Origin of the sequence: Nonomuraea sp. NPDC049269 (genome assembly GCF_043197155.1) — a bacterium.
In the GTDB taxonomy this organism is placed as follows: Bacteria; Actinomycetota; Actinomycetes; order Streptosporangiales; family Streptosporangiaceae; genus Nonomuraea.
Window position 1 is genome coordinate 929,890 of record NZ_JBICSO010000003.1, and the last position, 25,329, is coordinate 955,218.

The following is a 25,329-nucleotide window of genomic DNA, read 5'->3' on the forward strand; positions in this document are numbered from 1 at the left end:
GCCCGCTACCTCGCGGACGATCATCAGTCCCCGGTGATGCGGCCGAGCCGTTCCATGGCCTCCGCGTACTCCTCCATCAGCGCGTACATGACGTCGCGTGTGGACCGCACCTGGTTCATGATGCCGATGATCTGGCCGGCGGGGAAGGTGGCCAGTTCGGCGGCGTCCGAGCGGCCGATGCGGCGCAGCGCGTCCGACACCAGCATGAACTGCAGCGGCATCGGCAGCGTCCCCGGTGACTCCTGCGACTCCCAGGCGTCCGTCCACTCGTTCTTGAGCAGCCTGGCCGGCTTGCCCGTCCAGCTGCGGGAGCGGACGGTGTCGCGCGAGGTGGCCGCCAGGATGCGCTGCTTGGCCATCTCGGGCGTGTCGGCCTCCTCGACCGTGAGCCACAGCGAGCCGGTCCAGACGCCCTCGGCGCCCAGAGCCATGCCGGCGGCCATCTGGCGGCCGTTGCCGATGCCGCCCGCCGCCAGGACGGGTACGTCCACCGCGTCCACCACCTGAGGGATCAGCACCATGGTGGAGATCTCGCCGGTGTGCCCGCCGGCCTCCGTGCCCTGCGCCACCACGACGTCCACGCCGACCTCGACCTGCTTGAGCGCGTGGCGCGGGGTGGAGGCGAGGGCGGCGACCTTGACGCCGTGCGAGTGGGCCAGCTCCACCACGTCCGCCGGCGGCGGGCCCAGCGCGTTGGCCAGCAGGGCGATCGGGTGCCGCAGCGCCACCTCCACCTGCGGACGGGCGGTGGCGTCCGTCCAGCCGAGCAGGACCTTGCCCGCGTCGGCGTCCGACGACAGGGCGGGAACGCCGTGTCCGGCCAGGAGCTCCTCGACGAACTTCCGGTGACCTTCGGGAATCATCGTCTGCAGGCGGCCCACCAGCTCCTCGGGCGCGAAGTCGGCGCCCTCGTAGGAGGCGGGCATGACCACGTCGACGCCGTACGGGTGGCCGTCTACGTGGTCGTCGATCCATTTGAGCTCCATTTCGAGCTCTTCGGGGGTGAAGTAGAGGGCTCCCAGTACGCCCATGCCGCCGGCCTTGCTGACCGCGGCGACCACGTCCCGGCAGTGGCTGAAGGCGAAGATCGGGAGCTCGATTCCGAACATGTCCGTCACACGTGTCCGCATGGGCCCGACAATACGACCGGCGGCGAAGAAACTGCAACGCGTTCTAGTACTAGAACTTTTCGTCGGTCGCATAAACGAACGAGGGCGCCCCCGTTGATCGGGGGCGCCCTCTTACGCGTTACCGGCTACTCGCTCTCGCGGCGACGGCGGCCGAGGATGACCGCGACGGCCAGCGCGACCAGCCCGAGCACCAGCAGGACGATCGGGATCGTGGTCTTCAGCAGCGCGATCTGGTTCTTGGCGTCGGTCGCGGTGCGCACCATCTCGGTGATGGTCTGCGGGGTGAACGAGGCGGTGGCGACAAGGGCCTTGGCACGCTCGACGCCGTCCTGGGTCTTGAGCGTCTCGTTGCGCCGCACTTCCTGCTTGACCGGGGCGCCGCTGTTGGGCTCGACCCAGTAGGTGTCGGTGCCCTCGTACCAGCGGTCGAGCTGGATGTCGCCCGACTGGGTCACGCCGAACATCGAGCCGGGGGCGGTCAGCGTGGCGACCTTCGTGGCCGGGATGTTCTGCTGGAACTTGTAGACCGGCAGCCCGTTGACGGTGTCCTCACCGACGAAGGTCGTGTCGAAGGCCTGCTTGGCCGTCTGGTTGAAGACCTTGTAGGTCTTCTTCTCGACGCCGAACGGGAACAGGTAGATCTGCCCCTCCAGCTTCACCGGCTCCTTGTCGACGCTGACCCCGCAGCAGTTGACGCCCACCCCGGTGCGCCGGTCGAAGGCGCTGCGCCGCTCCGACAAGCTGATCTGCGGCTTGTGGTTGGTGACGTCGTCCACCACGGTGAACTGGTCCCAGACCACCCGGTTGTCCGTGGCCTCCTTGACGTCGCCACGGGTGGTGACGAGCATGCTGAGGTCCGCGGTCAGCACCTTGCCGTCGGCGATGGAGAAGTACTGGGCACCCGGAGCCTGCAGCTTGGTGACGCTGTACTGGGCCGCGGGAGCAGCGATGATCTTGTCCGCCGCCCAGAAGCGGACCATGCCCGCGAGTACCACCAGAAATGCCCCGACGGCAACGAGAACGAGTACAGGTGTGCGTCGCATTCTGGATCCTCCTGGCGGTCGAGGGATACGAGAACCGGTTACTTGTCCCCCCGGACATCAACCGCGGGTGTGATACACCCGCAACATGATCGCTACTGGAAAGTAGCATTTGATGACAGATCGCTGCAGCTACATCCGCATAACGAATCGGAACAGGTTCTACGATGAAGCCGGTCAGAGCGGGATGTTACCGCGCCGCCCCCTCAGCGGTCTCGCCTCGGCCAGAGCTTCGTTCTATTGTGGGAGCCCGTCAACCCCCGGGAGCCGCGAGCATGCGCGCCGATCTGGCCAGATCCATCCGCCTCTTCCGCGCCTTCAGGTCCGAGCAGGCCACGCCGAGCGCCTACTATGCCACGCTGGCCGCCGACACCACCGCGCAGCTCCGGCACTACGTCCCGCTGGACGGCAGGACCGTGCTCGACGTGGGGGGCGGGCCGGGATACTTCGCCGACGCCTTCAGGCGTGACGGCGCCCGCTGCCTGTGCGTGGACGTCGACGCCGGCGAGCTGGCCGGGCAGGGCACGCCCGGTGGCGGCGTGCTCGGCAGCGCCCTGGACCTGCCGCTCGCCGACGCCTCCTTCGACGTGTGCTTCTCGTCCAACGTGCTGGAACACGTTCCAGACCCGTGGCGCATGGCGGCCGAGATGACGCGGGTCACGCGGCCCGGCGGCCTGATCTTCCTCGCGTACACGAACTGGCTCTCCCCCTGGGGCGGTCACGAGACCTCGCCCTGGCACTACCTGGGGGGCGACCGGGCCGCCCGGAAATATGAGGATAAGTACGGCAAGCCGCCCAAGAACCGTTATGGCGAGAGCCTCTATCCGGTGTCGGTGGCCGACGGGCTGCGCTGGGCGCGGACCCGTACGGACGCCGACCTGGTCGACGTGCTGCCCCGCTACCTGCCCTGGTGGTGGCGGCCGATGCTGAAGGTGCCGATCGTCAGGGAGTTCGCGACGTGGAACCTGGTCCTCGTGCTCAGGAAACGCCCATGAGTGCCGTACAGGCGCCCGCGAAGGGCCCGACGGCGGACCCGCCGGTGGGCCCACCGGCGGGCAGGGACGCCGCGCTGGACGGCATCCGAGCCCTGGCCGCGCTCGGTGTCTGGGTGCTGCACGTCGGTGGCAACACCGGGATCATCTACCGCGAGGGCATGTTCGCCTGGATGACCACCCGGCTGGGCATCGCCGTGCCCATCTTCTTCCTGCTGTCGGGCCTGCTGCTCTACCGCCCGTGGGCCCGCGCGGTCATCGAGGACACGCCGCGCCCCAGGCCGGGGCGCTACCTCTGGCGCCGGATGGTCCGCGTCCTGCCCGCCTACTGGCTGGTCACGGCGCTGGCCCTGTGGGCGTGGGGCTCGCTCGACTGGACCGGCTGGGCCAAGTGGCTGTTGCTGCTGCAGAACTACACCGAACAGAACCGCGCCCCCGACGGCCTCTACCAGATGTGGACGATGCCGATCGAGATGGCGTTCTACCTGCTGCTGCCGGTGCTCGCCTGGGTCCTGAACGTCTGGGCCCTGCACAGCTGGGCGCGCGGCGGCAACCGGCCGGTCAGGCTGCTCGCGGGCATCGCCGTGCTGCCGGTGATCTCGCTGACCAGCGTGATCATCTCGCACGTCTACGACCAGCCGCAGCTGGCGCTCTGGCTGCCGCATCACCTGATCTACTTCGCCGCCGGCATGGCCATGGCCGTGCTGTCGGTGTGGATCAAGCAGAGCAAGGTGGTCGACGCGCTTGCGCCGCAGCTCCTGGTGCTGGCGCTGCTGCTGTACGCGGTGCTGAGCACCGAGCTGGCCGGCCCGCGCACGCTCACGCTGCCCACGCTGTCGCAGTCGCTCTGGCGGATGATCCTGGAGACGTCGGTGGCCGTTCTCGTGATCGCGCCGTTCGCGCTCGCATCCAGGCACGACTCGCTGCGGCACCGCGTGCTGGGCAACCCGGTCACGGCCTACCTGGGCCGCATCTCCTACAGCTTCTTCCTGTGGCACGCGCCGGTGATCACCCTCTACTACAAGGTCACCGGCGACCAGCCGTTCACCGGTGACTTCGTGAAGGTCGCGATCCTGACGTTCATCGCCTCACTCCTGATCAGCGCCGCCAGCTATCACCTCGTCGAGGAGAACGCGCTCAGGCTCGCCGGGCGTCGGCCAGCGGCTGCTCCGCCTTCGCCGGCTCCGGCTCAGGAGCCGGTGGCTCCTGCTCCGTGACGAGCTGCCCGAAGAGCACGCCCATGGCCGCGCAGGCCACGAGCTGCGGCACCTGATCCATCAGCGGCCCGACGTCCACTCCACGGTCCCGCAGCGCCATGGCCGCCGCCAGCGCCACCGTCGCCGCGCCGAACAGCCAGCCGGCCCCCCAGTGCACGGCCGCCGCCCACCGTGCCCGCAGCTGCAGCACCGCCACGACGGCGGCCAGGGCCGCGAGCATGCCCGGCCAGTCCGCCACCCAGCCGCCGAAGGCCAGCCCCAGCACGATCACGTACGGCACCCGCCAGCGGGACAGCCGCGACTCGCCGGCGAGGGCGGTCGCCCTGACGTGCTCGGGACGCGGCCCGCGTAGCGCCAGGGCGAGCAGCGTGAGCAGGGCGATACCGGCCAACCCCAGGGCGAGCGCGAGCCAGTAGGGTCGGTCGGGCACGTACTCCATGCGCACGGTCCCGGACGTGCCGGCGGGCAGCTCCCACGCCTGCTTCCAGCCGTCGATCCGGACCGGCCGCAGCTCCTTGCCGTCGAGCTCGGCGCGCCAGCCCGCGTTGTAGTTCTCGTTGACGACCAGGAAGGCGTCCTTCGGCGCGGTCACCTTCGCCTCGCGTGCCGACGACGTCCACGAGCCCGGGACCGCCGCGCCCTCCACGGCCGGCGGCTCGGCCGGGAGCGAGCCGATCACCAGGTTCTCCACCGCGAACGGGTCCCAGCCGGCCGCCCTGACCCGGTTGTCGCCGGTCGTGAGCGCGGCCTTCGAGCAGCCGGTGAACTTCACCGGCCGCTGTTCGAGCAGGTCGGCGAAGGTGCCGGTCACCTTGGTCGCCACGGTCACGCCGTTGATCTGCAGACTCGGTCCCTGCCCGCAGGCCAGCCGGAACGGCACGCCCTCCGGCCTGCTGGCCGGCTGGACACCGGGGATCACCAGCTCGGTGACCTCCAGCTTCTTGGAGGCGGCATAGAAGCGCAGCTTGAGCCGGGTCGTGGCGAGCGCCTTGAAGCTCAGGTAGCCGTTGGCGTCCACCCGGCCGCTGCGCACGGCGCCCTTGTCACCGGTCAGGACCACGTCGAGCGGCTGCTTGTCGCCGCCGGGCCGGGCGATCTGGATCCGTGAGAGCACGCGCCTGGCCTTCCAGCCGAGCGTGAGCGTGGGCTCGGGGTCACTGGCGGCCGGGAGCCAGGTGGTGGCCCCGTCGGCGTCGAACGCCGACCTCGGCGCGGAGACCGCGTCCTTGCTCGCCTGCGACGAGCCGGTCACCGTGGTCAGTTCGCCCAACCGGGTGAAGCGGTCGACGAGCTTCGCGTCCCGCAGGATGGCGGAGCCGCGTACAGCGGCCTTCTGCCCCTGCTTAACGGTAAAAGTCCGATCGAATCCGGCGCCTTCCTCGCCCGGCCTGGCCAGCAGCGGGTTGCAGATCCAGCGGCTCTGGTTCCGCATGCACCAGGGGCGGGAGTCGAGCCCCCGGTCCATCACGAAGGCGTCGCCGCCCTCGCCGGGCAGCCGGATCGTCCGTCCGGGCAGGATGCCGGGGATCGTGAGCTCGGTGATGCCCACCCGCTGCACGAAGCTCCAGTTGGCGTTGTAGGTGGCCAGGATCCGGACGCGCAGCCAGCTCGTCGCACCGGGCGGGACGCGCAGCTTCTGCGGGCTGTTGGTCTGCTGGACGTCCTGCTCGATCCGGCCGCCCTCGGTCTCCACGGCCACGCGCTTGACCGACTGCCCGAGCAGCACGTTGTTGGTGAACGTCGCCTGGAACGACGGGATCACCCGCGGTCTGGGCAGGTCCACGCGCAGCCACTCGCCCTGGGGCCGGTGCCAGCCGCCGCTCTCCCAGCCGGTCTCGTAGTCGCCGTCCATGGCGGCCCACGGGCTGCGCCCGGTGGCGCTGAGGCCGGGCACCGCGTCGGCGTCGGCCACCGAGGAGGAGGCGGTGATGCTGGAGATGCCGTCGTACTCGGCGGTGGCGGTGTCGCCCAGCCAGCCGTCTTCGAGCAGGTCGAGCGTCTTGACCCCGGAGAAGTCGTCGCGCCGGTCGGCCGTCAGGGTGGGCGTCCAGTTCGACCGGATCTCACCGAACTGCCGCTCGCGCAGCCGCAGCGCGTCGCTCACCACGGCCGGCGTCTCGCGCTTGCCGGCGTCGCCGTTCACCAGCACGGGACCGTCGCCGAGCAGCCCGAGGTCGCCCATCGTGAGCAGGGAGTCCGGCCCGCCCCGCACCTGTACGGCATCGCCCGCCGACTGCACGCTGAGCAGGTCGGAGCTGCCCGACACCTCATAGACCTCCAGCGCGGGGAACGGCCAGTCCACCGACTCGATCACGTCGTCGGTGACGGTGTCGCCGACCTCCCCGCCGAACGAGCGCACCTTCGTGATGCCCGGCGACTCGCGCAGCGCCTCGTAGATCCGGGACGGCCAGGCGCCCTGGAGGTTCGCCCGCATCAGGTCGTTCCTGACGACCAGGTAGCGCACGCCCATCCTGCGCAGCACGTCGGTCAGCCCCGGCGAACCGTAGCCGGCCGTGAGCCGCTGGTCGATGGCGTCGAGCAGCCTGGTCAGGCCCACGGAGCCGGCGGCCGCGACCTGCCGGGTGGTCCAGCGGGCGGTGAACAGCGGCTGCATGGGGTCGTCCATCGGCCGGCCCCAGAGGTATTCGCCGAACTTGGCGCCGGGCACGACCAGCACGCCGTCGTCTCCGGCGTTCTCGTTCACCCAGGCCGCCGCCTGCCGCCAGTAGAGCGGCACCTCCTTGAAGTCGCCGGGAGCGCCCAGCCCCTGGTTGAAGACGGGCAGCACGAGCCCGGCCAGGGCGACCAGGGCCACCGAGCGCAGCCGCAGCCGGGCCCCGGCCAGCAGGTGCGCCAGCCCGAACGCCAGCGGCAGCCGGACCAGCGGGTCGAACTTCCGCAGGTTGCGCAGCGGCGCGAGCGGCCCGTCAAGCAGCCACCGTACGGGCTCGGCGACGACCGGCTCCAGCGCGCTCATGTGCCCGGCGACCAGCGCGGCCACGCCCACGATGAACAGCACGAGCAGGAAGCCCTTCGCGGGCAGGTCGCGCCGGGCCAGCCCGGCCAGGCCGAGCGCGGCCAGCAGTCCGGTGATCACGACCAGCACGGCCGAGGTGGCGATCGCGTAGCCGGCCGGCTGGTCGGTGACGCCGCCGACGGTCAGGTAGCGCACCCAGTCGGAGGCGCCCCGCAGCACGTTCGTCAGCGACGTGACCTGCGTGGTCGTCGAGGCCGTCTCGGTGTAGGGCAGGAAGGAGAACGCGTAGCGGCCCACGAGCAGCAGCGGCAGCCACCAGAACAGGGTGGCCACGGCGACCGCGCCGCTCCACCAGCCGAGCATCCGCCAGCGGGGCACCGGGTTCGGCCGGGTCAGGATGTAGAGCGCCGGGGCGATGAGCACGGCCAGCACCGCGACCGCGTTCACGCCGCCGCAGAGCGCGACGGCGAGCCCGGATCGGACCGCCGCCCTGGCCCGCTGGCCCGTCTCCGTGGCGGTGAGCAGCGGGATCAGGATCCACGGCAGCATCGCGGCGGGCAGCCACTCGATCGAGATCTCGCCGATGATCGACAGGGTGCGCGGCGCCAGCGCGTACGCCAGCGCGCCGGCGATCCGGGTGCCCGGCGTGCCGACGCCGAGCTGCCTGCCCAGCCGCTCCACACCGAGGAACGCCACGCACAGCAACACCGTCAGCCAGAGCCGCTGGGTCACCCAGGGCGCCAGGTGGGCCAGGTCGCCGAGCGCGAAGAACGGGCCCATCGGGAACAGGTAGCCGGCCACCTGGTTCTGCAGCTGGCCGAAGTGCTGGAGGTCCCAGAGATGGGCGGCGCGCTCCAGCCAGCCGATCGGGTTGAGCGCCAGGTCGAGCTTGGTGTCGGAGATGACGTTGCCCGGCTTGGTGGTGAACGTCAGCACGGCGAAGCCCAGGCAGCACAGTGCCAGCCAGAGCCTGTGCCGGACCCTGTCGATCACGGCTCCTCCCAGCCGGGTCCCGCCGTCCGGCCACGCACCAGCGCGGCCAGCCGTTCCGCGCTCCGGTCCCAGCAAAACTTCCCCGCCCATTCCCGACATTTCGCGCTATAGGTGTCGTTTAGTTCGTCGAGGGCCACGGCGATGCCCTTGGCCAGGCCGGTGCTGCCGAGGCCCTCGGGCACCAGCCAGCCCGTCTCGCCGTGCCGTACCGCGTCCCTGAGCCCGTCCACGTCGAACGCGACGGTCGGCACCCCGAGCGCGGCGGCCTCCAGCACGCACAGCCCCCAGCCCTCGCCCTGCGAGGCGTTGACCTGGAGCCAGGCGGCGGCGATCAGCCGCTCCTTCTCCGCCTCGGGCAGGTAGCCGTGCATGGTGACGCCCTCCGGGAGCCGGGCGCGCAGCCGCGCCTCCTCCTGGCCCCGGCCGATCACGTCCACGGTGAGCTCCGGCCACTGCTTCCTGAGCTGGCTCACCGCGTCGAGCAGCAGGTCGACGCGCTTGTGCGCGACCAGCCTGCCGACGCAGACCAGCCGCGGCGTCCGACTGCGGGGGAAGTCGCCGTTCGTGGAGACGTTCACCCCGTTGGGCACGATGTGGATGGGGCCGATCCAGCCGAGCCGCTCGCGCATGGCGCTCACGGTCGAGGGCGACACGGCCACGCTCTCGTGCCCCTGGTACGTCCACCGCGACACCGGCCCCTCCAGGAACCGCCCGAACACCGCAAGCCACCGGGGCAGATGCACGTCGAACTGCCGGTCGTGCACGTGGTGCACCACGCACATGATCTTGGTACGGCGAGGCAGCACCAGCGGGGTGAAGAACGGGATGCCGTTCTGGCAGTCGAGCACCGCGTCGAACGCACCACGGCGGAGCACCAGCCAGACCAGCACCAGAGGATAGACGGTGAACGGCCCGCCCATGCGAGCCAGCCGTACCCCCTCGATGGTCTCCTTCCGGCGCTGACCCGGCGCCCGCGCCGTGACGAAGCACACCTGGTCGCCGGCGCGCGCGAAGCGGCGGGCCATCTCCCAGGCATACGTCTCCGCGCCACCGGCGGCCGGGTGCCACGGATCACGCCAGTTGACGACGGCGACGTTCACGGAGATCCGACGGGGTCGAGCGGCTGCTCCCACCTCGGACTGACGCCGGGGCTCGGAGCGGCGCGCAGCCTGAGCCAGATCCGGCCCAGCTCCAGCAGGATGCCGGCGCCGTGCCTGGCCGGGGAGAAGCGCGAGCCGGGCATGTCCCGCCAGTTGACCGGGATCTCCAGCACGGTCGAGCCGAGCGCGACGCAGCGGGCCAGCAGCTCGACGTCGAAGGCGAAGCCGAAGGTACGCAGCCCGGCGACGGCCTCGCGGACGAGCGCGCCGTCGAAGAACTTGAAGCCGCACTGGGTGTCGCTCACCCCGCGTACCAGCACCCTGGCCAGCGCGCGGAAGCCGACGGCACCCAGCTCGCGGACCCGGCTGTGCCGGTTCTCCACGTCGGAGAAGGCGTGCGCCCGCGAGCCCACGACCACGCGCTCACCGGAGAGCAGCAGCCCGAACGCGACATCGATGGCGTTCAGGTCGGTGGCCATGTCGGCATCGCAGAAGCCCACGAAGGGGGCACGGGTGTCGAGCAACCCCGCACGGACGGCGGCACCCTTGCCGGGAGTCGCGCACTCGACGAGCCGGACCGGAACCGGCCCCCGCGGCCAGGTCCTGACGATCTCACCGGTGCTGTCCGTGCTGTTGTTGTCGACCACGATGACGGCGGTCGGGAACGGCATGCGGGCAAGCTTCGCGCACAGCTGCAGGAGCCCCCCAGGAAGTCGCCGCTCCTCGTTGAAGGCGGGAACGACGATCTCGAGCAGTGGTGGTCGGCTCGTCCTCTCGTCCCCAAGGGGGGAGGGCGGCATAACGGCTCGGACTACCGGTCGCCGTAGTTGTAGAGCGGCTTGTTGACGGGCGTCGCGGTGGCCCCGGTGAAGGAGACGGTGGTAACCGTCGCGACCAGCGCGGCGACGGCGACACCGATGATCGCTGCTAAGAGGATCTTGATCACGGGGGGTTCCTCCTCGAGCGGCAAATGAACGGGCCTCACAAACCTAGAACCAATTCTTGCTACTCGGAAGTAGCTCTACGAAATCTTAATAAATCCGCTGATCAACGGACTTGGTCTTATCAAAACCGTACAAATTAGCCGTCGAGTCGGTACAGTCTCAGGTCATCTATGGCCACAAGCAGGCTCGCTCCGCTGAGCCAGCCGTCGAACCGCCGCCGCTCGGCCGGCGTGCCCGCGTCGACCACAACGTACCGGAAGCCCGCTGCGGCCAGGTCTGGCGAGGGTGCTTCTAGTACGTGTTCTACCGCGCGGGACCTCGTGTCCTCGGCCCCGACGACCATGTTCCCGACGCGTACGGAGTCGTTGGCGACCACGTTCCGCCCCGGCACGGCGAAGTAGCGCTGCGCCGGGTCGAGCACCGCCCGGTCCCCGTTCCAGGGGAACCTCCGGTAGGACTCGAACGGCAGCACCAGCACGTCCCCCGGCCGCGGATCCCGGCGGATCACCTCGCGGGCCTGGCTCCAGCTCTCCGGGTAGCTCACGGCCCGCAGCGCCCCCGCCCCGCCCCAGGCCAGGGTCGGCAGCACGGCCAGGGGAACGAGCACCATCAAACCGGCCCAACGCCCGGCTTTCTCCGTCAGGGCGCCGAGTCCGAGCGCGGCCAGCAGGGCGAGCGGCGCGACGAACTGCTGCGCGTCCCTGAACACCGCGAACCCGCCCCACACCCCCACCAGCCACCTGAACACCACGCGCCCCGGCTCGGTCACCCCCAGACAGGCGATCCCGAACCCGATAGCCGCCGCCACCCCCAGCCCCCTCGGCCGGTCCTTCATCAGCACGAATCCCACGATCCCCGCCACGGCCAGCGCCAGCCGCGCCACCGAGCCCACCGCCGTCTCGTACCCGGCCGGAACGGCGTTGGCGTTCCAGATCCCGCCCAGCGACAGCAGGCTGCCCACCGCCCCGAACGGCCCGTCCGCCCTGGCCGCGAACGCGTCCACGCCCACCGGATCCCCGCTCAGCCCGCTCGGCCGCAGGAGCGCGAGCAGCAGCCACGGCAGGCTGACGGCCAGCAGCACCACTCCCACCCGGACGCGCCGGCCCGCGACCTGCAGCGCCGTGAGGGGGCCGACGTGATCCGGCCTGGCCCGCAGCGCCGTGCGGAGGCCGGTGTGGTCCGGCTTGGCCGGCCGCGCTGTGAGGGGGCCGACGCGGTCCGGCCTGACCGGCAGCGCCGTGAGGGCGGTGACGGTCATGGCCGCGAAGCCGCCGACGGCGGCGGGCAGCACGGCGGGCAGCAGCCCGCGCCCCGCGCGGACTGCGCGCACCACCCACGGCAGGCCCGCGTACCCCAGCAGCAGCGCCCACTGCCCCATCAGCAGCCGCTCGGCCACGTACGGGTTCCACACGTAGGACGCCCCGGCCACCAGCCGGGCCCCGAGGAAACCCGCGGGCACGAGCAGCGCGGCACCCGAACAACCCAGCACGAAGATCCCCAGCAGGATCGCCTTCTGCACCAGCTCGGCCGGGAGCACGGAGGCCAGCGCGGTGACCACGGCGTCGCTGGGCACCACCCGCGGCGCCCCGCCGGCGAGCCCGAACGTGAAGCGCGAGAAGGCCGGGTCCGGCACGAAGACCATGTCCTGCACGAGGACGAAACCCCAGCCCAGAGCGGGTCCGAGGGCGAGGCAGCCGAGGGCGAGACCGAGCACGGCCGACAGCGGTCCTGCTCGGGTCGTGTGCGGCATCCCGCTATGACATCACAACCGCACAACGACCATTCCGCATAAATCCCACCAATGGCTACGCTTCCGGCTGAGGGGGCGGGGTGGCGACGAGCGATACGACGGTGGGCGCACGTCATTGGCTGCGCGGTGGCGACGCCGTGGTGGCCGCTGCCCTGGTGATGATCGCCGTACAGCTGGTGTGGAAGTTCGGCCTGGTCAGGCGTACGTACTTCCGCCAGGACGACTTCACCTTCATCGCCCGCGGCCTGGAGCACGACCTGACGTGGGACTACCTCATGCGGGTCGACTACGGCCACCTGGTGCCCGGCCCGTTCGCGATCCAGTGGGCGATGGGCCGGTTGGGCGTCTACAACGACGTCCTCGCGCATGTCGTGACGATCAGCCTGCTGGGCGCGGCGAGCCTGGCCCTGCTCCGGCTGCTGCGGCTGCTGTTCGGGGCGCGCCCGGCCATCCTGGTGCCGCTGGCGTTCTACCTGCTGACCCCGATGACGATCTCGTCGCTGTCGTGGTGGGCGGTGGTGATCGAGACGCTGCCGTTCCAGATCGCGCTGCCGATGGCGCTCTGCTCGCACGTCCTCTACACCAGGACGGGCCGGTTCAGGCACGCGCTGGCCGCTGCGGGCTGGACGGTGTTCGCGATGGCGTTCTTCGTCAAGGCGCCGTTCATCCTGGTGCTGGCCCTCGCGCTGAGCGTGGGCTGGCTCGGCTGGCGGGGGCAGTGGCGGGCCTGGCTGCTCTACGCGGGCGTGCTCGCCGTCTACGCGGGCGTGTTCTTCCGCCAGCTCCTCACCTCCGTGCAGCTCACCAACGACACGATCCAGCCCACCCTGCCCGACGCGGGGCTGGCGGCGCGCTTCGCCTGGACGCTGCTGTCCAGCTCGCTGGTACCGACGTCTCTGGGCGGGCCCTGGCAGTGGTTACCGATCGGCGAGGACTACGCGACCGCGGCGCCGCCGCCCACGGCGGTCTGGGCCGGGCTCGGCGTCGCGGTGGTCGTGCTGGCGGTCTCCGTGTTCTTCAGGCGGCGGGCCTGGCTGGCGTGGCTGGTGCTGCTCGCCTACTTCACGCTCGCCGACGTGGTGCCCGTCATGATCGGCCGGATCCAGCAGCTCGGCCCGGACCTGAGCGGCGCCGAACTCCGCTACGTCTCCTCCACGGCCATGGTCGTGGCGATCGCCATCGGGCTGGCGTTCATCCCGCTCGCCGGTGAGGAACGCCCCTGGCTGCGGGTCTGGCCGCGCCTCAGGTTCGTCTGGCTGCCGCTGACCGCCGCGTTCGCGCTCGGCTCGGTCTGGTCGGTCACCGCGTACGGCCGCCTGCCGCTCGGCGCGCACGTCAAGAGCTACGTCGAGACCGGCAGGCTGGCGCTCAAGCGCGTCCCGGACAACGCGGTCGTGCTCGACACGCACGTGCCCGCCAAGGTCGTCTATCCGATCTTCTTCTACGACTACGCGCTGGCCTCGAAGGTGCTCGGGCCGATCGCGACACACCCGGTGACCTGGACCAGGCGGCTCAGCGGCCCGATACGCAACCCGCTGATCTTCGACCAGGAGGGCCGGCTGCGCCCGGTGAGCATCGACGGCCTGACGGTCCCCGCGCGAGCCTCCGGCTGCACGCCGGTCGGCGCGCGCGAGGTCCGCTTCCCGCTGCCGGTGCGGCTGCCCGAGGGCGAGTGGACGGTCCAGGTCGGCTATCTCAACCCGGCCGCCACCCGGCTGTCGGTACGGCTCGGCACCGCGGAGGCCGACACCCCGGCGGAGAAGGGCTTCGGCTGGACGTTCGCCGCGACCAACGGCGGCGGGACCGAGCTCGTCATCCGTACGCTGAACGGCCCGGCCGCCTGCCTCGGTGAAATCAAGATCGGCATCCCGAGACCGTGGCGCGACGGCACGCCGAGCCCGCTCCAGCCGGTCAATCCCTCCTGAGGCCCCGTAGAGGGCCGGGCTCCTCCACGAGCCGGGTCGTTTCCCAAAACCCAGCCGTTTCCCAGAGCCCGGCCCCCGCCGTCATTTGCCCGGCTCGGGGTCCCTGGGCAGGCCGAGCATGCGCTCCCCGATGATGTTCAGCTGCACCTCCGTGGTGCCGCCGTAGATGGTCATCGCCCGGGTGGCGAGCACCGCACGGTTCCAGTAGCCGGCGTCGCCGAGCGTCATGTCGGCGGCCACCACGGCCGCGGACCCCAGCAGTTCCACCGCGGACTCCGAGACGTGCTGGGCGTGCGCGGTCGACAGCAGCTTGCGTACCGAGGCGTCCGCGCCGGGCTCGCCCCCCGCCAGTTGCTTGAGCGTCACGCGCAGCGACAGCGCGTTGATGGAGTGCCCCTCGCAGATCACCTGCGCGACCTGGTACGCCTCGACCGGCGACAGCTCCCGCCCGAGCCGCCCCACCAGCCCGAGCAGGTCCGGCACGGACGCCCCGGTGCCGCCCGACCCGGACGAGAGCGAGACCCGCTCGTTCGACAGCGTGTTGCGGGCGACCTTCCAGCCCTGGCCGACCTCGCCCACGACCAGCTCGTCGGGCACGAACACGTCGTCCAGGAAGACCTCGTTGAACAGGTTCTCGCCGGTCATCTCGGTCAGCGGCCGGACCGTGACCCCCGGCGCCTTCATGTCGACCAGGAAGTAGGTGATGCCCTCGTGCTTGGAGCCCTCGGAGGAGTTGCGGGCGATGCAGATGCCCCACTCGGCGACGTGCGCGACCGAGGTCCAGACCTTCTGGCCGTTGAGCTTCCAGCCGCCCTCGACCTTCTCCGCCTTCATCTGCAGCGAAGCCAGGTCGGACCCGGCGCCGGGCTCGGAGAAGAGCTGGCACCAGATCATCTCGCCGCTGAGCGTCTTGAGCAGGAAGCGTTCCTGCTGCTCGGGCGTACCGTACGAGACGATGGACGGCACCACCCAGGCACCGATGATCATCGCGGGCAGCTTCACCCGCGCGGCCTTGAGCTCCTGCGCGATCAGCACCTGCTCCAGCGGCTTGGCGCCGCGGCCCCAGGGCTTCGGCAGGTGCGGCATGACCAGGCCGCCCGCGGCCAGCGCCCGCTTCTGCTCCTTGCCCTCCAGCTCCTTCAGCGCCGCGACCTCCGCGCGGATCGACTCGCGCAGCTCCTCGGCGTCCTCGGGGAGGTCGATCTCCATCTCGCGGGTGACGCCCTGCAGGGCGAGCGCGGTGACGGCGGCCGCCCACTCGGCCGACGAGCCGAGCACCGCGCGGAGCGTGAGCGCGCGGCGGTAGTAGAGGTGCACGTCGTGCTCGTAGGTGTAGCCGATGCCGCCGAAGGTCTGGATCGCGTCCTTGGCACACTGTACGGCCGCGTCGGGAGCCATCACCGCGGCGATCGCGGCGGCGTAGTCCAGCTCCTTGCCGTCGGCGCGGGTGGCGTCCCAGACGGTGGCGCGCGCCTGCTCCAGCGCCACGAGCATGCGGGACAGCTTGTGCTTGATGCCCTGGAACTGGCCGATCGGGCGGCCGAACTGGACGCGGACCTTCGCGTAGTCGGCGGCGGCCGTCACGCACCAGGAGGCCAGGCCCGCGGCCTCGGCGCCGAGCAGGATCGCGGCGAGATTGCGCACGTCGGAGCTCTGGACGCCGCCCAGGATGCCCAAGTCGGGCACCAGCACCTCCGACAGCTCCACCCTGGCCACCGGCCTGGTCAGGTCGAGGGACTTGATCTCCGTGACGGTGGCGGACGAGGCGTCGACGATGACCCATTCCTCGCCCTCGGCCGTGGAGACCGGCAGCACCAGCACGTCGGCCAGCGAGGCGCCGAGCACGGGCTCGGCCGTACCGGAGACGATCAGCGCACCGTCCTCGGCGAGGGTCCCGGTCAGCGTGCTGGTCAGCGCGACCGCGGCGGTGAGCGTGCCGTCGGCGAACGACTCCAGGTGCTCGGGCCGCTTGGAGGCGTTGATCACCGCACTGGCCAGCACGGTCGGCACGTACGGCCCCGGCGTCATCCGCTCGGCCAGCGCCTCGACGGCGACCGCGGTCTCCAGCAGCCCGTAACCGGAGCCGCCGGCCCACTCGGGCAGGTGCAGGCCGAGCAGCCCCTGCTCGGCGAGCCCCGGCCAGAAGGCGGGACGCCCATCCGAGCCGGATCGCAGCAGCTCGGCGGGGATGTTCCGGTCCGCCCAGCCGCTCACCGACTCGTGGAGCGCCTCGTGTTCCTCGCTCAACCCGATCGCCATCGCACATCCTCCAGCCAGGCCCGACATATGCCAGAACCATATTCTAGAGCATGCTTCTGAACTAGAGGGTCCGGACGCCCAGCACGATCGTGTTCAGGTCACGGTAGTGCGACTTGCCGCCCTGGGGGATCGATGCGAGCAGCATCGCCGGCTTGGTCTTCCCCACCTCGTGGATCGACACGATGGCCTGCGACGTCTTCTGCTTGCCCGAGACCGTGTAGGTGACCTTGTAGCCGAGCATCCAGCCCTTGCCCACCGGCACCTTCTGCGATCCGGTCCAGGCGAGCGTCGCGCCCGCCGGATACTGCGTGCGCAGCGACCAGTTGACGGCCCTGACGGCGAGCTCGCGGTAGTCGGCGGTCTTGGCCGGCTTGGTCTTCGGGGTGGCGCCGGGCAGCATCGCCGAGGCGATCACCGTGTGCGGGACGGCCACCTTGCCGACGCGCTGGGCGATGGCGAACGGCGCGAACGACTTGGCCGTCCACGGCAGCCCCAGGCGCGGGTAGCTGATCCCGGTCGCCAGGTCGGAGATCGTGCCGATCGTGACGGTCGCCGTCCCGGACTGCTGGGGGTAGGCGAGGTTCTTCGGCACCGCCGGAACCGCGGTCGCCGACGGCTTGGGCGACGCGGAGGCCCCCGGCACCGGCGAGACCGGGGCGACCTGCCGCGGTGCCTGCCGCGCGTCCTTCGGCACGTCGCCGGAGAAGATCACGAACACCAGCATGACCGCCAGCACGGTCGCGATGATGGCGCCGATCAGGTAGACGACCTTGATCGGGACGTCGCCGATCCGGGCGAGCAGCCCACCCTTGAGCGGCGGGGGCGGCGGAGGCAGAGGGGGGAGCGGCGCGAGCGGCTCCGGCGGCCGGGAGACCGTGACCGTCTCGTCCGTAGGCAGAACGATCTTCCTGAACGGGGTGGTGGGAGAGTCCGAGGATGGTATCTGGTCACCGACGTCCGCCATGGCTTTCAGGTTACGTCACGAAGCAGCGGGATAATTCCGCTATTCCCCGTGCAGAATCTAGTTCTGTATGGTCACGGGCATGAGAGGTTTCTACGAGATCGCCGCCGCCGACGCCGGACGTCCCGCCCTGCTGGGCCCCGACGGCGCGACCTACGGTGAGCTGCTCTCTCGCGCCAACCAGGCGTCCCACGGCCTGGCCGCGCGCGGGGTGGCGCGGGGCGACTCGGTGGTGACCGTGCTCAGGAACGGGCTCGACGCCCTGACCATGATGCTCGCGACGTACCAGATCGGCGCGTATCACGTACCGGTCAACTGGCACTTCACCGACGAGGAGATCGCCTACATCGTGGCCGACTGCGGCGCGAAGGCGGTGGTCTCCCCCGCCGCGCTCACCGTCGGCGAGCTCGTGACCGGTCAGCCGGACAGCGCGCCGGAGCACCGGCGGGCCGGGTCGATGATGCTCTACACCTCCGGCACCACGGGGCGGCCGAAGGGCGTGCGCAGACGGCTGCTCGATCTGACGCCCGAGGAGCTCTATCCGATCCTCATGCGCAAGAGCTGGACGCACTTCCGGCTGCCGGTCGGGGGTGTGCACCTGGTGTGCTCGCAGCTCTACCACTCGGCGCCGTACGGGCAGGCGATGATGGCGTTGCAGCTCGGGCACTCGATCGTGGCGCCGGAGCGGTTCGACGCGGCCGAGACCCTGCGGCTGGTCGAGCGGTATCGGGTGACGAACGCGTTCATGGTGCCCACGATGTTCCACCGGCTGCTGGCCGTAGCGGATCGGGAGACGTACGACCTGTCCTCGCTCACGCACCTCTACCATGGCGCGGCGCCGTGCCCGCCCGCGACCAAGCAGGCCATGATCGACTGGCTCGGGCCCGTGCTGTGGGAGTACTACGGCTCCACCGAGGCGGCCGTGGCCACCATGGTGTCGTCGGCGGAGTGGCTGGCCCGGCCGGGCACGGTCGGCAGGGCCCTCGACGGCATGACGTTCACGATCGTCGGCGACGGCGGCGAGGAGGTCGCGCCCGGCGAACCGGGGCTGGTCTACATCGGCGGCGTCAACCGCTTCGAGTACCACGGCGACCCCGGCAAGACGGCGGCCGCCATGCGCGGGCCCGCCTACACACCCGGAGACATCGGTTACCTGGACGACGAGGGCTACCTGTTCCTCCTCGACCGCAGGACCGACCTGATCATCTCGGGCGGCGTCAACATCTATCCCGCCGAGATCGAGGCGGTACTGCTCGAACACCCCTCCGTGGCCGACGTCGCGGTGATCGGCGTGCCCGACCCTGAGTGGGGCCAGCGGGTCGTCGCGCTCGTCCAGCCCACCGCGGGAGCCGAGACCGGCGGGCTCACCGCCGAGCTGATGCGGCACTGCGCGCCGCGGCTCGCCAAGCTGAAGCACCCGCGGGTCATCGAGTTCCGCGACACGCTGCCGCGTACGCCTACGGGCAAGCTGAGCAGGCGTAACGTCCGCGAGGCGTATCTTTCCCGGCTTCCCGGCTGAGCGGGGCACCGCCTCCGCATGAGCCTCGCTGAGCGGGGCACTAGCCCTGCATGAGCAAGGTCGCCGTGGCGACCGCCGCCGCCATGCTCCTGGTCGCATGCTCGGCCCCGGCACCCACCACCATCACCACTATCCCGCCCTCGTCGGTGACGCCGTCTCCCTCCGAGGTGTCCGCGCCGCCACTGGAGCTGTCCTACGAGCGCGTCATCCAGCGGGTGCTGCCGTCGATCGTGCAGATCACCACCAAGGAGGGGCTCGGCTCGGGCATCGTGTACGACTCCGCGGGCCACATCCTCACCAACGCGCACGTCGTGGGTTCCGCCACCCGGATGGACGTGACGCTGGCCACCGGCAGCGCTTCGAGCAAGGCCCGGCTCGTCAAGAGCTTCAGCGGCGGCGACCTGGCGGTCATCAAGGTGGACGACCCGAAGGGGCTGACACCGGCCAGGTTCGGCGACTCGTCGAAGCTCCGGGTCGGCCAGTTCGTCCTCGCCATGGGCAACCCGCTGGGGCTGTCGGGCAGCGTCACCGACGGCATCATCTCGGCGCTGGGCCGTACCGTGAGCGAGCCGCAGGAACCCGGCTCGCCCGGCGCGACGATCAGCGGCGCGATCCAGACGTCGGCGGCGATCAACCCCGGCAACAGCGGCGGCGCCCTGGTCGACCTGTCCGGGCAGGTCATCGGCATCCCGACGCTCGCGGCGACGGACCCGGACCTCGGCGGCGGGGCCGCGCCGGGCATCGGGTTCGCGATCCCGAGCAACACCGCGACGGACATCGCCGCTCAGATCGTCCGCTACGGCAAGGTCACCAACAGCCACCGGGCCGCGCTCGGCATCAGGGGCAGCACGATCATCGGTGACAACGGCCAGCCGGCCGGGGTCGCCGTGGCCAAGGTCGACAAGGGCGGCCCGGCCGAGAAGGCCGGGATCCAGCCCGGTGACGTGATCATCTCCGTCAACGGCAAGGACACGGCGACACTGCCCGTACTCGCCCAGGAGCTGTCCGCGCTCAAGCCGGGGCAGCAGGTCAAGGTGGAGGTCGTCAAGGAGGACGACTCGACCAAGACGGTCACCGTCACCCTGGGCACTCTGCCGGGCGATTGACGCTCGCTAGGATGACCGTTCTTTTCGTCGGGAGGCGGAACGGATGGCGCATCTCGAGTGCACGCCCGAGGACCTTGCGAAGGTCAGGTTCGGCCTGTCGCCGATGAGCCAGGTCGTCGGCGCGCTCAACGTGCTGAGCGGCCAGCACGTACCGCCCGGCCTGCCCATCTGGACGGCCCGCGTGCGCGACCGTTACGAGCGGCTGCTGGCGGACAGTCCGGTGCTGCGGGCCCTGATCCGGCTGCATCGGGTGACCGACTACGCGCCCGACTTCTACTGCGTGCCACCCGAGGGCGTGGACGTCACCTTCGAGCGGGAACTGGCCGCCGTCCGGCGGACGCCCGCCGCCCGGGCCGCCGCCGACCTGCGGCTCAGCCATCGGGGCCGGGCGGTCGATCCGGCGCTCGACGTTCCCGACGTCCCCGTGCGGGTCGCCGGCGCGCTCGAAGCGTTCTGGAACGAGCTGCTCGCCCCTGATTGGCCCCGGCTGCGCGCCCTGCTGGAGCGCGACATCGTGCGGCGGGCGGGGCGGCTCGCGGTGTACGGCTGGACGGAGGTGTTCGGCCGCCTGGGCATCGACATGGCGTTGAAGGAGGAGCGCATCCTGCTCGGCAAGGTCGGCGGGGCCTCGCACCGGCTCGGTGGCGTGGGCGTGGTGCTGATGCCGAACGCGTTCGGCGCCACGTACGTCTACCTCGATCCGCCGCGCGCGTACGGCCTCACCTATCCCGCGCACGGGGTCGCCGCGCTCTGGGAGCGGGGCTCGCCCGCCGCCGACGGCCTGGTCGCGCTGCTCGGGCGGGGCCGGGCGGCCGTGCTCGCCGCGCTCGACAGCCCGGCCAGCACCAGCCAGCTCGTCGCCCAGCTCTCGATGACGCTCGGGGGCGTGGGCGGCCATCTGGCCGTGCTGCGCAGGGCGGGCCTGGTCTCGCGTACGCGCAGCGGCCGATCGGTGCTGTACAGCCGTACCCCGATGGGCGACGGGCTGGCCGAGCTCACTGCTTGACGGTGAAGACCAGCTCCACCCGGCGGTTCTTGGCCCGGTTCGCGGCGACGGGCTTGCCGTCGACGATGTTGGGCACCTTCGGGCGGCTCTCGCCGTACCCCTTCGCCTGGAGGTCCGCGTCGCCGCCGGTCAGCAGGCCGCGCATGGCCTGCTGTACGGCCTGCGCCCGGCGCTGTGACAGCGTGACGTTGTAGGCGTCGGTGCCCTGGTCGTCGGTGTGCCCCTCGACCTTCACGACACCCCCGGCGCCCTCCGCGTCGATCTTGCGCGCCACCTCCTGGAGCCGCTTTCTCGCCTCGGCGGTCAGCACCCACTTGTCCACCGCGAACAGCACGTCACTGGTGAGCGCCACCGTGACCTGCTTGCCGAGCTTGGTCTCGCTCTCGGTGCCGTCGAGCGACTCGACCTCGCCGATGATGTCCTCGACGGGGAGCACGAGGTCTTCCACCGGGCCGGTGGCGTTGACGGGCGGAGCCGGGCTCGGGGTCGGGGACAGGACCGTTGGGGACAGGACGAGGGCCAGCGCGACGCTAAGAGATCGGAACATCGGTGAACACGCCCATCATCGGCATCTCGACATTGATCTTCGTGACGTCCGGCGGCGGGGCGGCGAAGACCGCGTAGAGCGTGGTGGCGTCGCCGGACTCCAGGAACTGCCCCTGAGTGCCCGAGCAGACGCACTTGGCGTCCTCGCCCGTGCCGTTGCGGGCGACGCGGTAGCGCTTGGCGTTGACCGGGTCGATCAGGGAGACGGCCGACACCGTGAAGTCGAGCGTGCCGCTGCCCATGCCGTTGTGCAGGTTGACCTTGCCGTCGGTGGCGGTGACGGTCCAGTTGAGGCTGATCGTCCTGCCCTGCCGCTTGAGCGCGGTGATGTCGACGCGGGCCTTGCCGTACTGACCGCCCGACCCGACCTTGGTCTCCCGGCTCGCGATCGCCTTGGTCTCCTGCGGGGGTGCGGTCTGCTGCTGTTCGGCGGAGGCTTTGAGCTCGGTGGGCCGCGCGGTTGGCGCGGCCTCGCTGGTCTGACCCGTCTGCTCCTCGCCGCTGCCGCCCTGCTGGCCAGGGAGCATCCCGCAGCCGGTCAACGCGACCGCCGCGACGGCCAGCGCGATCGTCTTCCGCATGTTCTGATCACCTTTGCCGGTAGGGGTGGAACTTGTGGGCCGACGGTAGCCGGGCGACCTTCAGGATCCGCATAGTCCTGCGGACTCCGACTAAATCCGCAGGCCACGGACCCCGCAGACCGCGCGCCTAGATCCGCAGGCCGCGGCGTCTGCGCAGCTCTTGCGACAGAAGCTCGACCTCGGTGCTCCGGGGCTCACCGAAGCTGTCAGACTCTCCCATAACACGCGCAAGCCCATCAACCGCAGCATCAATCTCATCAAGGTCGAGGTGCGCTTTTATGCGGATAATCAGGGCTTTTGCGGCGTTTCTCCGGTCGCCGTGAGCCGTGAACGTCGCCTCAGCCTCGCCGGCCAGCCTGGCCGCCTGCTCCGGATCACCCTCGGCGGCTGCGACGTCGGCCAGCACGAGCAGACCGGCCGCCTCCGGCAGCCGGTCCCCGAGGCGCCGGTTGATCCTGATCCGCCGCTGGGCGCAGTCGCGCGCCCGGGCGTAGTGGTGGGCGCCGAGGTGCAGCCTGGCCAGGTCGAGCAGGGCTTCCGCCTCTCCGCGCGGGTCGCCCAAGTCGCCGTACGCGTCCAGGCTCCGTTCGACCAACCCCACATCGCCGCGTACGACACCCAGAGCCCGCAGCGCGTCGGCCGTGCCGCGCCGATCACCGGCCTCCTCGAACACCTGAAGACATCTGGCCAGCGCGCGTTCCGCCTCGGCCGGACGCCGCTCGACCAGACCGAGCCGCAACATGATCCGGGCCAGCTCCAGCCCCTCGACCAGCGGCTGAGCGGCCCTCAGCGCGGCCGCGGCGGACTCGGGACGACCTTCCGCCCGATGGAGATCGGCCAGCCCCCGCAACAGCAGCGCCTCACCTTCCCGATGCCCCGCCGCCCGCGCCGAGTCGAGACCGGTGGCGGCGGTGACGTGCCAGTCGTCGTGATGCGCGCCCAGCTCGAACAGCGGAGTCAGATAGAAGGCCAACCGCCAGGCCGCCTCGTGCAGCCCGGCCCGATGAAAGTCCCCTACGGCCGCCACGAGGAACCGTCGCTCAGCACTCAACCACCGAGCGTCGGCCCGCAACCGCCCCGTCTCCAACGCCCACCCACCGGTCCACCCCACGCTCCGGTCCGCCACCCACCCGAAGCTCGGCTCCCCCACCCAGCCCGAACCGGGTTCCGGAGTCCCATCACCCGACCAACGCGCCTCGCGACCCCGCGCCTCTGACCACCGCGAACCGGGCCCCAGACCCCGTACTCCCGACGATCCCGAACCGGACTCCAGCACCTGTTCCGCGGTGCGGGCCAGGGTGCGGCCTGAGCCGGGTTCGGCGGGGAGCAGGGCTGTTCTGGCTTGCCGGGTTCGGTCGAGGATCTCGCCCGCGAGCTCGGCCAGCACCGCTGCCGGGCCTCCGTCCTCGGCGGCCAGGCGTTCGGCGGCGTACAGGCGGGTCAGGTCGTGCCAGCCGTACCGCTCGCCGCCTGCCTCGTCGAGGCCGCGTGACTGGAGCAGGCCAGCCTCGGCCAGCGGCTCCAGATCGGCGCCCAGCGCCCAGGACGCGAAGTCGGGCGCGGACAGGGCGCCCAGCCTGCGCAACAGCCGCCGCTCGGAGTCGGCCAGCCCCTGGTAACCGAGCGCCAGGCTGCCGCGGACGGCCAGGTCGCCCGCGCTCAGCTCGTCCAGTCGTCGCCGCTCGTCACCCAGCCGTCCGGCCAGGTGTTCGAGGGTCCAGCCCGGTTTCCGTGCCAGGCGGGATCCGGCGATGCGCAGGGCCAGGGGCAGACCATCACAGAGCCGTACGATGCGCTCGGCGGCCGCCGGCTCGGCGTCGACCCGTTCACGGCCCACCACCTCGGCGAGCATGGCCACGGCCTCGCCGGGTTCGAAGACGCCCAGCTCGTACGCCCTGGCCGCCTCCAACCCCGCGAGCGGGGAACGGCTGGTCACCAGCGTCAGGCTGCCCGGACCGGTGGGGAGCAGCGGGCGTACCTGGGCCTCGTCCGTGGCGTCGTCGAGCACTACGAGGAGGCTGCGTTGGGCCGTTATACCGCGATAAAGGCGTACACGCTCCTCCGACGCGGCGGGCACAGCGCCGTCGGGGCAACCCAGGGATCGGAGCAGGTCTTCCAGCACGGCGCTGGGCTGCCGGTCGCGCAGCGACGCGTAGAGGCGGCCGTCGGGGAGGTCGATCATGGTGGCGGCACGCACGGCCACGGCGGATTTGCCGCATCCTGGCGGCCCGTGCACGACCAGGTGCACGGGGGCGTTCCTCTGCCCGGGCACTCCGGCGGCGATCCAGTCGAGGACGGCCACCCGCCCCGTGAAATCCGAAATATCCGGCGGTGCATCATTTATCGGCGAATGTCGCAGTCCATCGCCTACCTGCTGCCCGTCGCTTGTCGGCGGGTTCTGCGGCTCCTCGCTCGACAGCGCCCGCCGGTGTGCCTCGGCCAGTTCGGCGCCCGGCTCCAGGCCGAGCTCATCCACCAGCACGCGGCGGGCCTCCTGGTACGCCGCCAGTGCTTCCGCTCGCCGCCCGGCCTGGCGCAGCGCGTCGAGCAGCAGCGCCCACGCCCGCTCTCGCAGCGGGTACGCCCCGACGAGCGCCCGCAGCTCGCCGACGACCTCACCGCCTCTGCCCAGCAGCAGGTCCAGCTCCACACGTTCTTCGAGCGCGGTCAGGCGGAGCTCTTCCAGGGGTACGGCCCGTGTCCTGCGCAGGTAGGAGGACTCGATATCGGCCAGGGCGTCCCCTCGCCACAGCGCCAGCGCCGCCCGGAACCCCTCGACGGCCACCTCCGCCCGGCCCGCCTCCCTGGCCCGCCGAGCCTCGCCGACGAGCCGCTCGAACCGGTGGCAGTCGACCTCATCCGGCTCGACCTCGATCAGGTAGCCGCCGGGGACGGTGGCGATCCCGTCGATGATCTTGCGCAACCCGCTGATGTACACCCTGAGCACCGACTCCGCTGAGGCCGGCGGCCGGTCGTCCCACACCACGGCCATCAACCGCTCAATCGGCACCACCCGCCCGGCGGAGACCAGCAACGCGGCCAACACCGCCCGATGCTTCGCCGGTCCCGGCTGCAACTGCTGCCTCGGCTCCGGGTCGGCCTCCGGCCCTGGCCCGGGCTGCCGGTGCGGCTCCGACCCCGGCCCGGGCTGCCGATCCTGCTGCGCGTGCGGCTGCGACCCCGGCTGCGGCCCGCTTTCGACCCGGAGCGGTCCCAGTACCCGGAACCGGACAGGACTGTGTCCCTCCTCGTCGGGCAGCGCCGGGAATTTCGGCATTTGGGA

18 protein-coding genes are annotated in these 25,329 nt (G+C 71.1%); 6 read left to right on the forward strand and 12 right to left on the reverse strand.

Translation table 11 applies throughout. From position 1 onward, the window contains the following. Positions 1 to 23: 23 nt before the first annotated feature. On the reverse strand, positions 24 to 1,130 hold the full coding sequence (locus ACGFNP_RS21865) for a nitronate monooxygenase family protein (RefSeq protein ID WP_358043368.1): 1,107 nt from the start codon (positions 1,128 to 1,130) through the stop codon (positions 24 to 26). A gap of 125 nt (positions 1,131 to 1,255) precedes the next feature. Further along, positions 1,256 to 2,173, reverse strand: coding sequence for a DUF3068 domain-containing protein (locus tag ACGFNP_RS21870; protein WP_358339904.1), 918 nt, complete (start codon positions 2,171 to 2,173; stop codon positions 1,256 to 1,258). A 272-nt stretch (positions 2,174 to 2,445) separates the two neighbouring features. Here ACGFNP_RS21870 and ACGFNP_RS21875 point away from each other — a divergent pair, with 272 nt between their 5' ends. Further along, positions 2,446 to 3,165: a class I SAM-dependent methyltransferase gene (locus ACGFNP_RS21875; protein ID WP_393321257.1), complete on the forward strand. Its 720-nt coding sequence runs from the start codon at positions 2,446 to 2,448 to the stop codon at positions 3,163 to 3,165. Beyond that, on the forward strand, positions 3,162 to 4,379 hold the full coding sequence (locus ACGFNP_RS21880) for an acyltransferase family protein (protein ID WP_393321260.1): 1,218 nt from the start codon (positions 3,162 to 3,164) through the stop codon (positions 4,377 to 4,379). Before ACGFNP_RS21875 ends, ACGFNP_RS21880 begins: the two co-directional genes overlap by 4 nt. Here ACGFNP_RS21880 and ACGFNP_RS21885 read toward each other — a convergent pair. The 5 genes from ACGFNP_RS21885 to ACGFNP_RS21905 form a co-directional block, all read right to left on the reverse strand. Next, positions 4,300 to 8,349, reverse strand: coding sequence for an alpha-(1->3)-arabinofuranosyltransferase family protein (locus ACGFNP_RS21885; RefSeq protein WP_393321263.1), 4,050 nt, complete (start codon positions 8,347 to 8,349; stop codon positions 4,300 to 4,302). The genes ACGFNP_RS21880 and ACGFNP_RS21885 overlap by 80 nt on opposite strands. After that, on the reverse strand, positions 8,346 to 9,449 hold the full coding sequence (locus ACGFNP_RS21890; RefSeq protein WP_358339908.1) for a glycosyltransferase family 4 protein: 1,104 nt from the start codon (positions 9,447 to 9,449) through the stop codon (positions 8,346 to 8,348). Before ACGFNP_RS21890 ends, ACGFNP_RS21885 begins: the two co-directional genes overlap by 4 nt. Further along, positions 9,446 to 10,249 (reverse strand): glycosyltransferase, encoded by an 804-nt coding sequence (locus ACGFNP_RS21895; RefSeq protein WP_393321267.1) that lies wholly within the window; start codon positions 10,247 to 10,249, stop codon positions 9,446 to 9,448. The genes ACGFNP_RS21890 and ACGFNP_RS21895 overlap by 4 nt, the downstream gene beginning before the upstream one ends. Positions 10,250 to 10,260: 11 nt before the next feature. Further along, entirely contained in the window at positions 10,261 to 10,395 is a 135-nt protein-coding gene (locus ACGFNP_RS21900) for a hypothetical protein (protein WP_281429040.1), read from the reverse strand. Between the two features lie 134 nt (positions 10,396 to 10,529). After that, a complete protein-coding gene (locus ACGFNP_RS21905) occupies positions 10,530 to 12,143 on the reverse strand; it encodes a hypothetical protein (protein ID WP_393321270.1) in 1,614 nt (537 codons plus the stop codon). 80 nt (positions 12,144 to 12,223) lie between these two features. Here ACGFNP_RS21905 and ACGFNP_RS21910 point away from each other — a divergent pair, with 80 nt between their 5' ends. Next, positions 12,224 to 14,068 (forward strand): hypothetical protein, encoded by a 1,845-nt coding sequence (locus tag ACGFNP_RS21910; protein ID WP_393321273.1) that lies wholly within the window; start codon positions 12,224 to 12,226, stop codon positions 14,066 to 14,068. Positions 14,069 to 14,149: 81 nt separating this feature from the next. Here ACGFNP_RS21910 and ACGFNP_RS21915 read toward each other — a convergent pair whose 3' ends face one another. Together ACGFNP_RS21915 and ACGFNP_RS21920 are read right to left on the reverse strand one after the other, a co-directional pair. Continuing rightward, positions 14,150 to 16,327, reverse strand: a complete 2,178-nt coding sequence (locus tag ACGFNP_RS21915) for an acyl-CoA dehydrogenase (protein ID WP_393321276.1) — start codon at positions 16,325 to 16,327, stop codon at positions 14,150 to 14,152. 61 nt (positions 16,328 to 16,388) lie between these two features. Beyond that, on the reverse strand, positions 16,389 to 17,291 hold the full coding sequence (locus ACGFNP_RS21920) for a hypothetical protein (RefSeq protein WP_393321279.1): 903 nt from the start codon (positions 17,289 to 17,291) through the stop codon (positions 16,389 to 16,391). Between the two features lie 79 nt (positions 17,292 to 17,370). Here ACGFNP_RS21920 and ACGFNP_RS21925 point away from each other — a divergent pair, with 79 nt between their 5' ends. Genes ACGFNP_RS21925 through ACGFNP_RS21935 form a run of 3 tightly spaced genes read left to right on the forward strand, consistent with a single transcriptional unit; the run spans position 17,371 to position 20,919 of the window. Continuing rightward, positions 17,371 to 18,807: an AMP-binding protein gene (locus ACGFNP_RS21925; protein WP_393321282.1), complete on the forward strand. Its 1,437-nt coding sequence runs from the start codon at positions 17,371 to 17,373 to the stop codon at positions 18,805 to 18,807. Positions 18,808 to 18,857: 50 nt separating this feature from the next. Then, a complete protein-coding gene (locus ACGFNP_RS21930; protein ID WP_393321285.1) occupies positions 18,858 to 19,913 on the forward strand; it encodes a S1C family serine protease in 1,056 nt (351 codons plus the stop codon). A gap of 43 nt (positions 19,914 to 19,956) precedes the next feature. After that, positions 19,957 to 20,919 (forward strand): winged helix-turn-helix domain-containing protein, encoded by a 963-nt coding sequence (locus ACGFNP_RS21935; RefSeq protein WP_358339916.1) that lies wholly within the window; start codon positions 19,957 to 19,959, stop codon positions 20,917 to 20,919. Here the strand turns inward: ACGFNP_RS21935 and ACGFNP_RS21940 are convergent. The 3 genes from ACGFNP_RS21940 to ACGFNP_RS21950 form a co-directional block, all read right to left on the reverse strand. Beyond that, a complete protein-coding gene (locus ACGFNP_RS21940; protein WP_393321289.1) occupies positions 20,909 to 21,466 on the reverse strand; it encodes an OmpA family protein in 558 nt (185 codons plus the stop codon). The genes ACGFNP_RS21935 and ACGFNP_RS21940 overlap by 11 nt on opposite strands. Then, positions 21,450 to 22,046: a hypothetical protein gene (locus ACGFNP_RS21945; RefSeq protein WP_358339918.1), complete on the reverse strand. Its 597-nt coding sequence runs from the start codon at positions 22,044 to 22,046 to the stop codon at positions 21,450 to 21,452. The genes ACGFNP_RS21940 and ACGFNP_RS21945 overlap by 17 nt, the downstream gene beginning before the upstream one ends. 127 nt (positions 22,047 to 22,173) lie before the next feature. Beyond that, the gene (locus ACGFNP_RS21950; protein ID WP_393321292.1) at positions 22,174 to 25,323 is read right to left on the reverse strand and encodes a BTAD domain-containing putative transcriptional regulator; all 3,150 of its coding nucleotides are present in this window, start codon (positions 25,321 to 25,323) and stop codon (positions 22,174 to 22,176) included. Positions 25,324 to 25,329: the final 6 nt, after the last annotated feature.

Excerpts from the sequence above, each read along its gene's own strand:
- ACGFNP_RS21870 (WP_358339904.1), bottom strand. The coding sequence starts at position 2,173 with ATGCGACGCACACCTGTACTCGTTCTCGTTGCCGTCGGGGCATTTCTG.
- ACGFNP_RS21925 (WP_393321282.1), top strand. The coding sequence starts at position 17,371 with ATGAGAGGTTTCTACGAGATCGCCGCCGCCGACGCCGGACGTCCCGCC.
- ACGFNP_RS21930 (WP_393321285.1), top strand. The coding sequence starts at position 18,858 with ATGAGCAAGGTCGCCGTGGCGACCGCCGCCGCCATGCTCCTGGTCGCA.
- ACGFNP_RS21915 (WP_393321276.1), bottom strand. The coding sequence starts at position 16,327 with ATGGCGATCGGGTTGAGCGAGGAACACGAGGCGCTCCACGAGTCGGTG.
- ACGFNP_RS21905 (WP_393321270.1), bottom strand. The coding sequence starts at position 12,143 with ATGCCGCACACGACCCGAGCAGGACCGCTGTCGGCCGTGCTCGGTCTC.
- ACGFNP_RS21875 (WP_393321257.1), top strand. The coding sequence starts at position 2,446 with ATGCGCGCCGATCTGGCCAGATCCATCCGCCTCTTCCGCGCCTTCAGG.
- ACGFNP_RS21945 (WP_358339918.1), bottom strand. The coding sequence starts at position 22,046 with ATGCGGAAGACGATCGCGCTGGCCGTCGCGGCGGTCGCGTTGACCGGC.
- ACGFNP_RS21865 (WP_358043368.1), bottom strand. The coding sequence starts at position 1,130 with ATGCGGACACGTGTGACGGACATGTTCGGAATCGAGCTCCCGATCTTC.
- ACGFNP_RS21940 (WP_393321289.1), bottom strand. The coding sequence starts at position 21,466 with ATGTTCCGATCTCTTAGCGTCGCGCTGGCCCTCGTCCTGTCCCCAACG.
- ACGFNP_RS21895 (WP_393321267.1), bottom strand. The coding sequence starts at position 10,249 with ATGCCGCCCTCCCCCCTTGGGGACGAGAGGACGAGCCGACCACCACTG.
- ACGFNP_RS21880 (WP_393321260.1), top strand. The coding sequence starts at position 3,162 with ATGAGTGCCGTACAGGCGCCCGCGAAGGGCCCGACGGCGGACCCGCCG.
- ACGFNP_RS21920 (WP_393321279.1), bottom strand. The coding sequence starts at position 17,291 with ATGGCGGACGTCGGTGACCAGATACCATCCTCGGACTCTCCCACCACC.
- ACGFNP_RS21950 (WP_393321292.1), bottom strand. The coding sequence starts at position 25,323 with ATGCCGAAATTCCCGGCGCTGCCCGACGAGGAGGGACACAGTCCTGTC.
- ACGFNP_RS21935 (WP_358339916.1), top strand. The coding sequence starts at position 19,957 with ATGGCGCATCTCGAGTGCACGCCCGAGGACCTTGCGAAGGTCAGGTTC.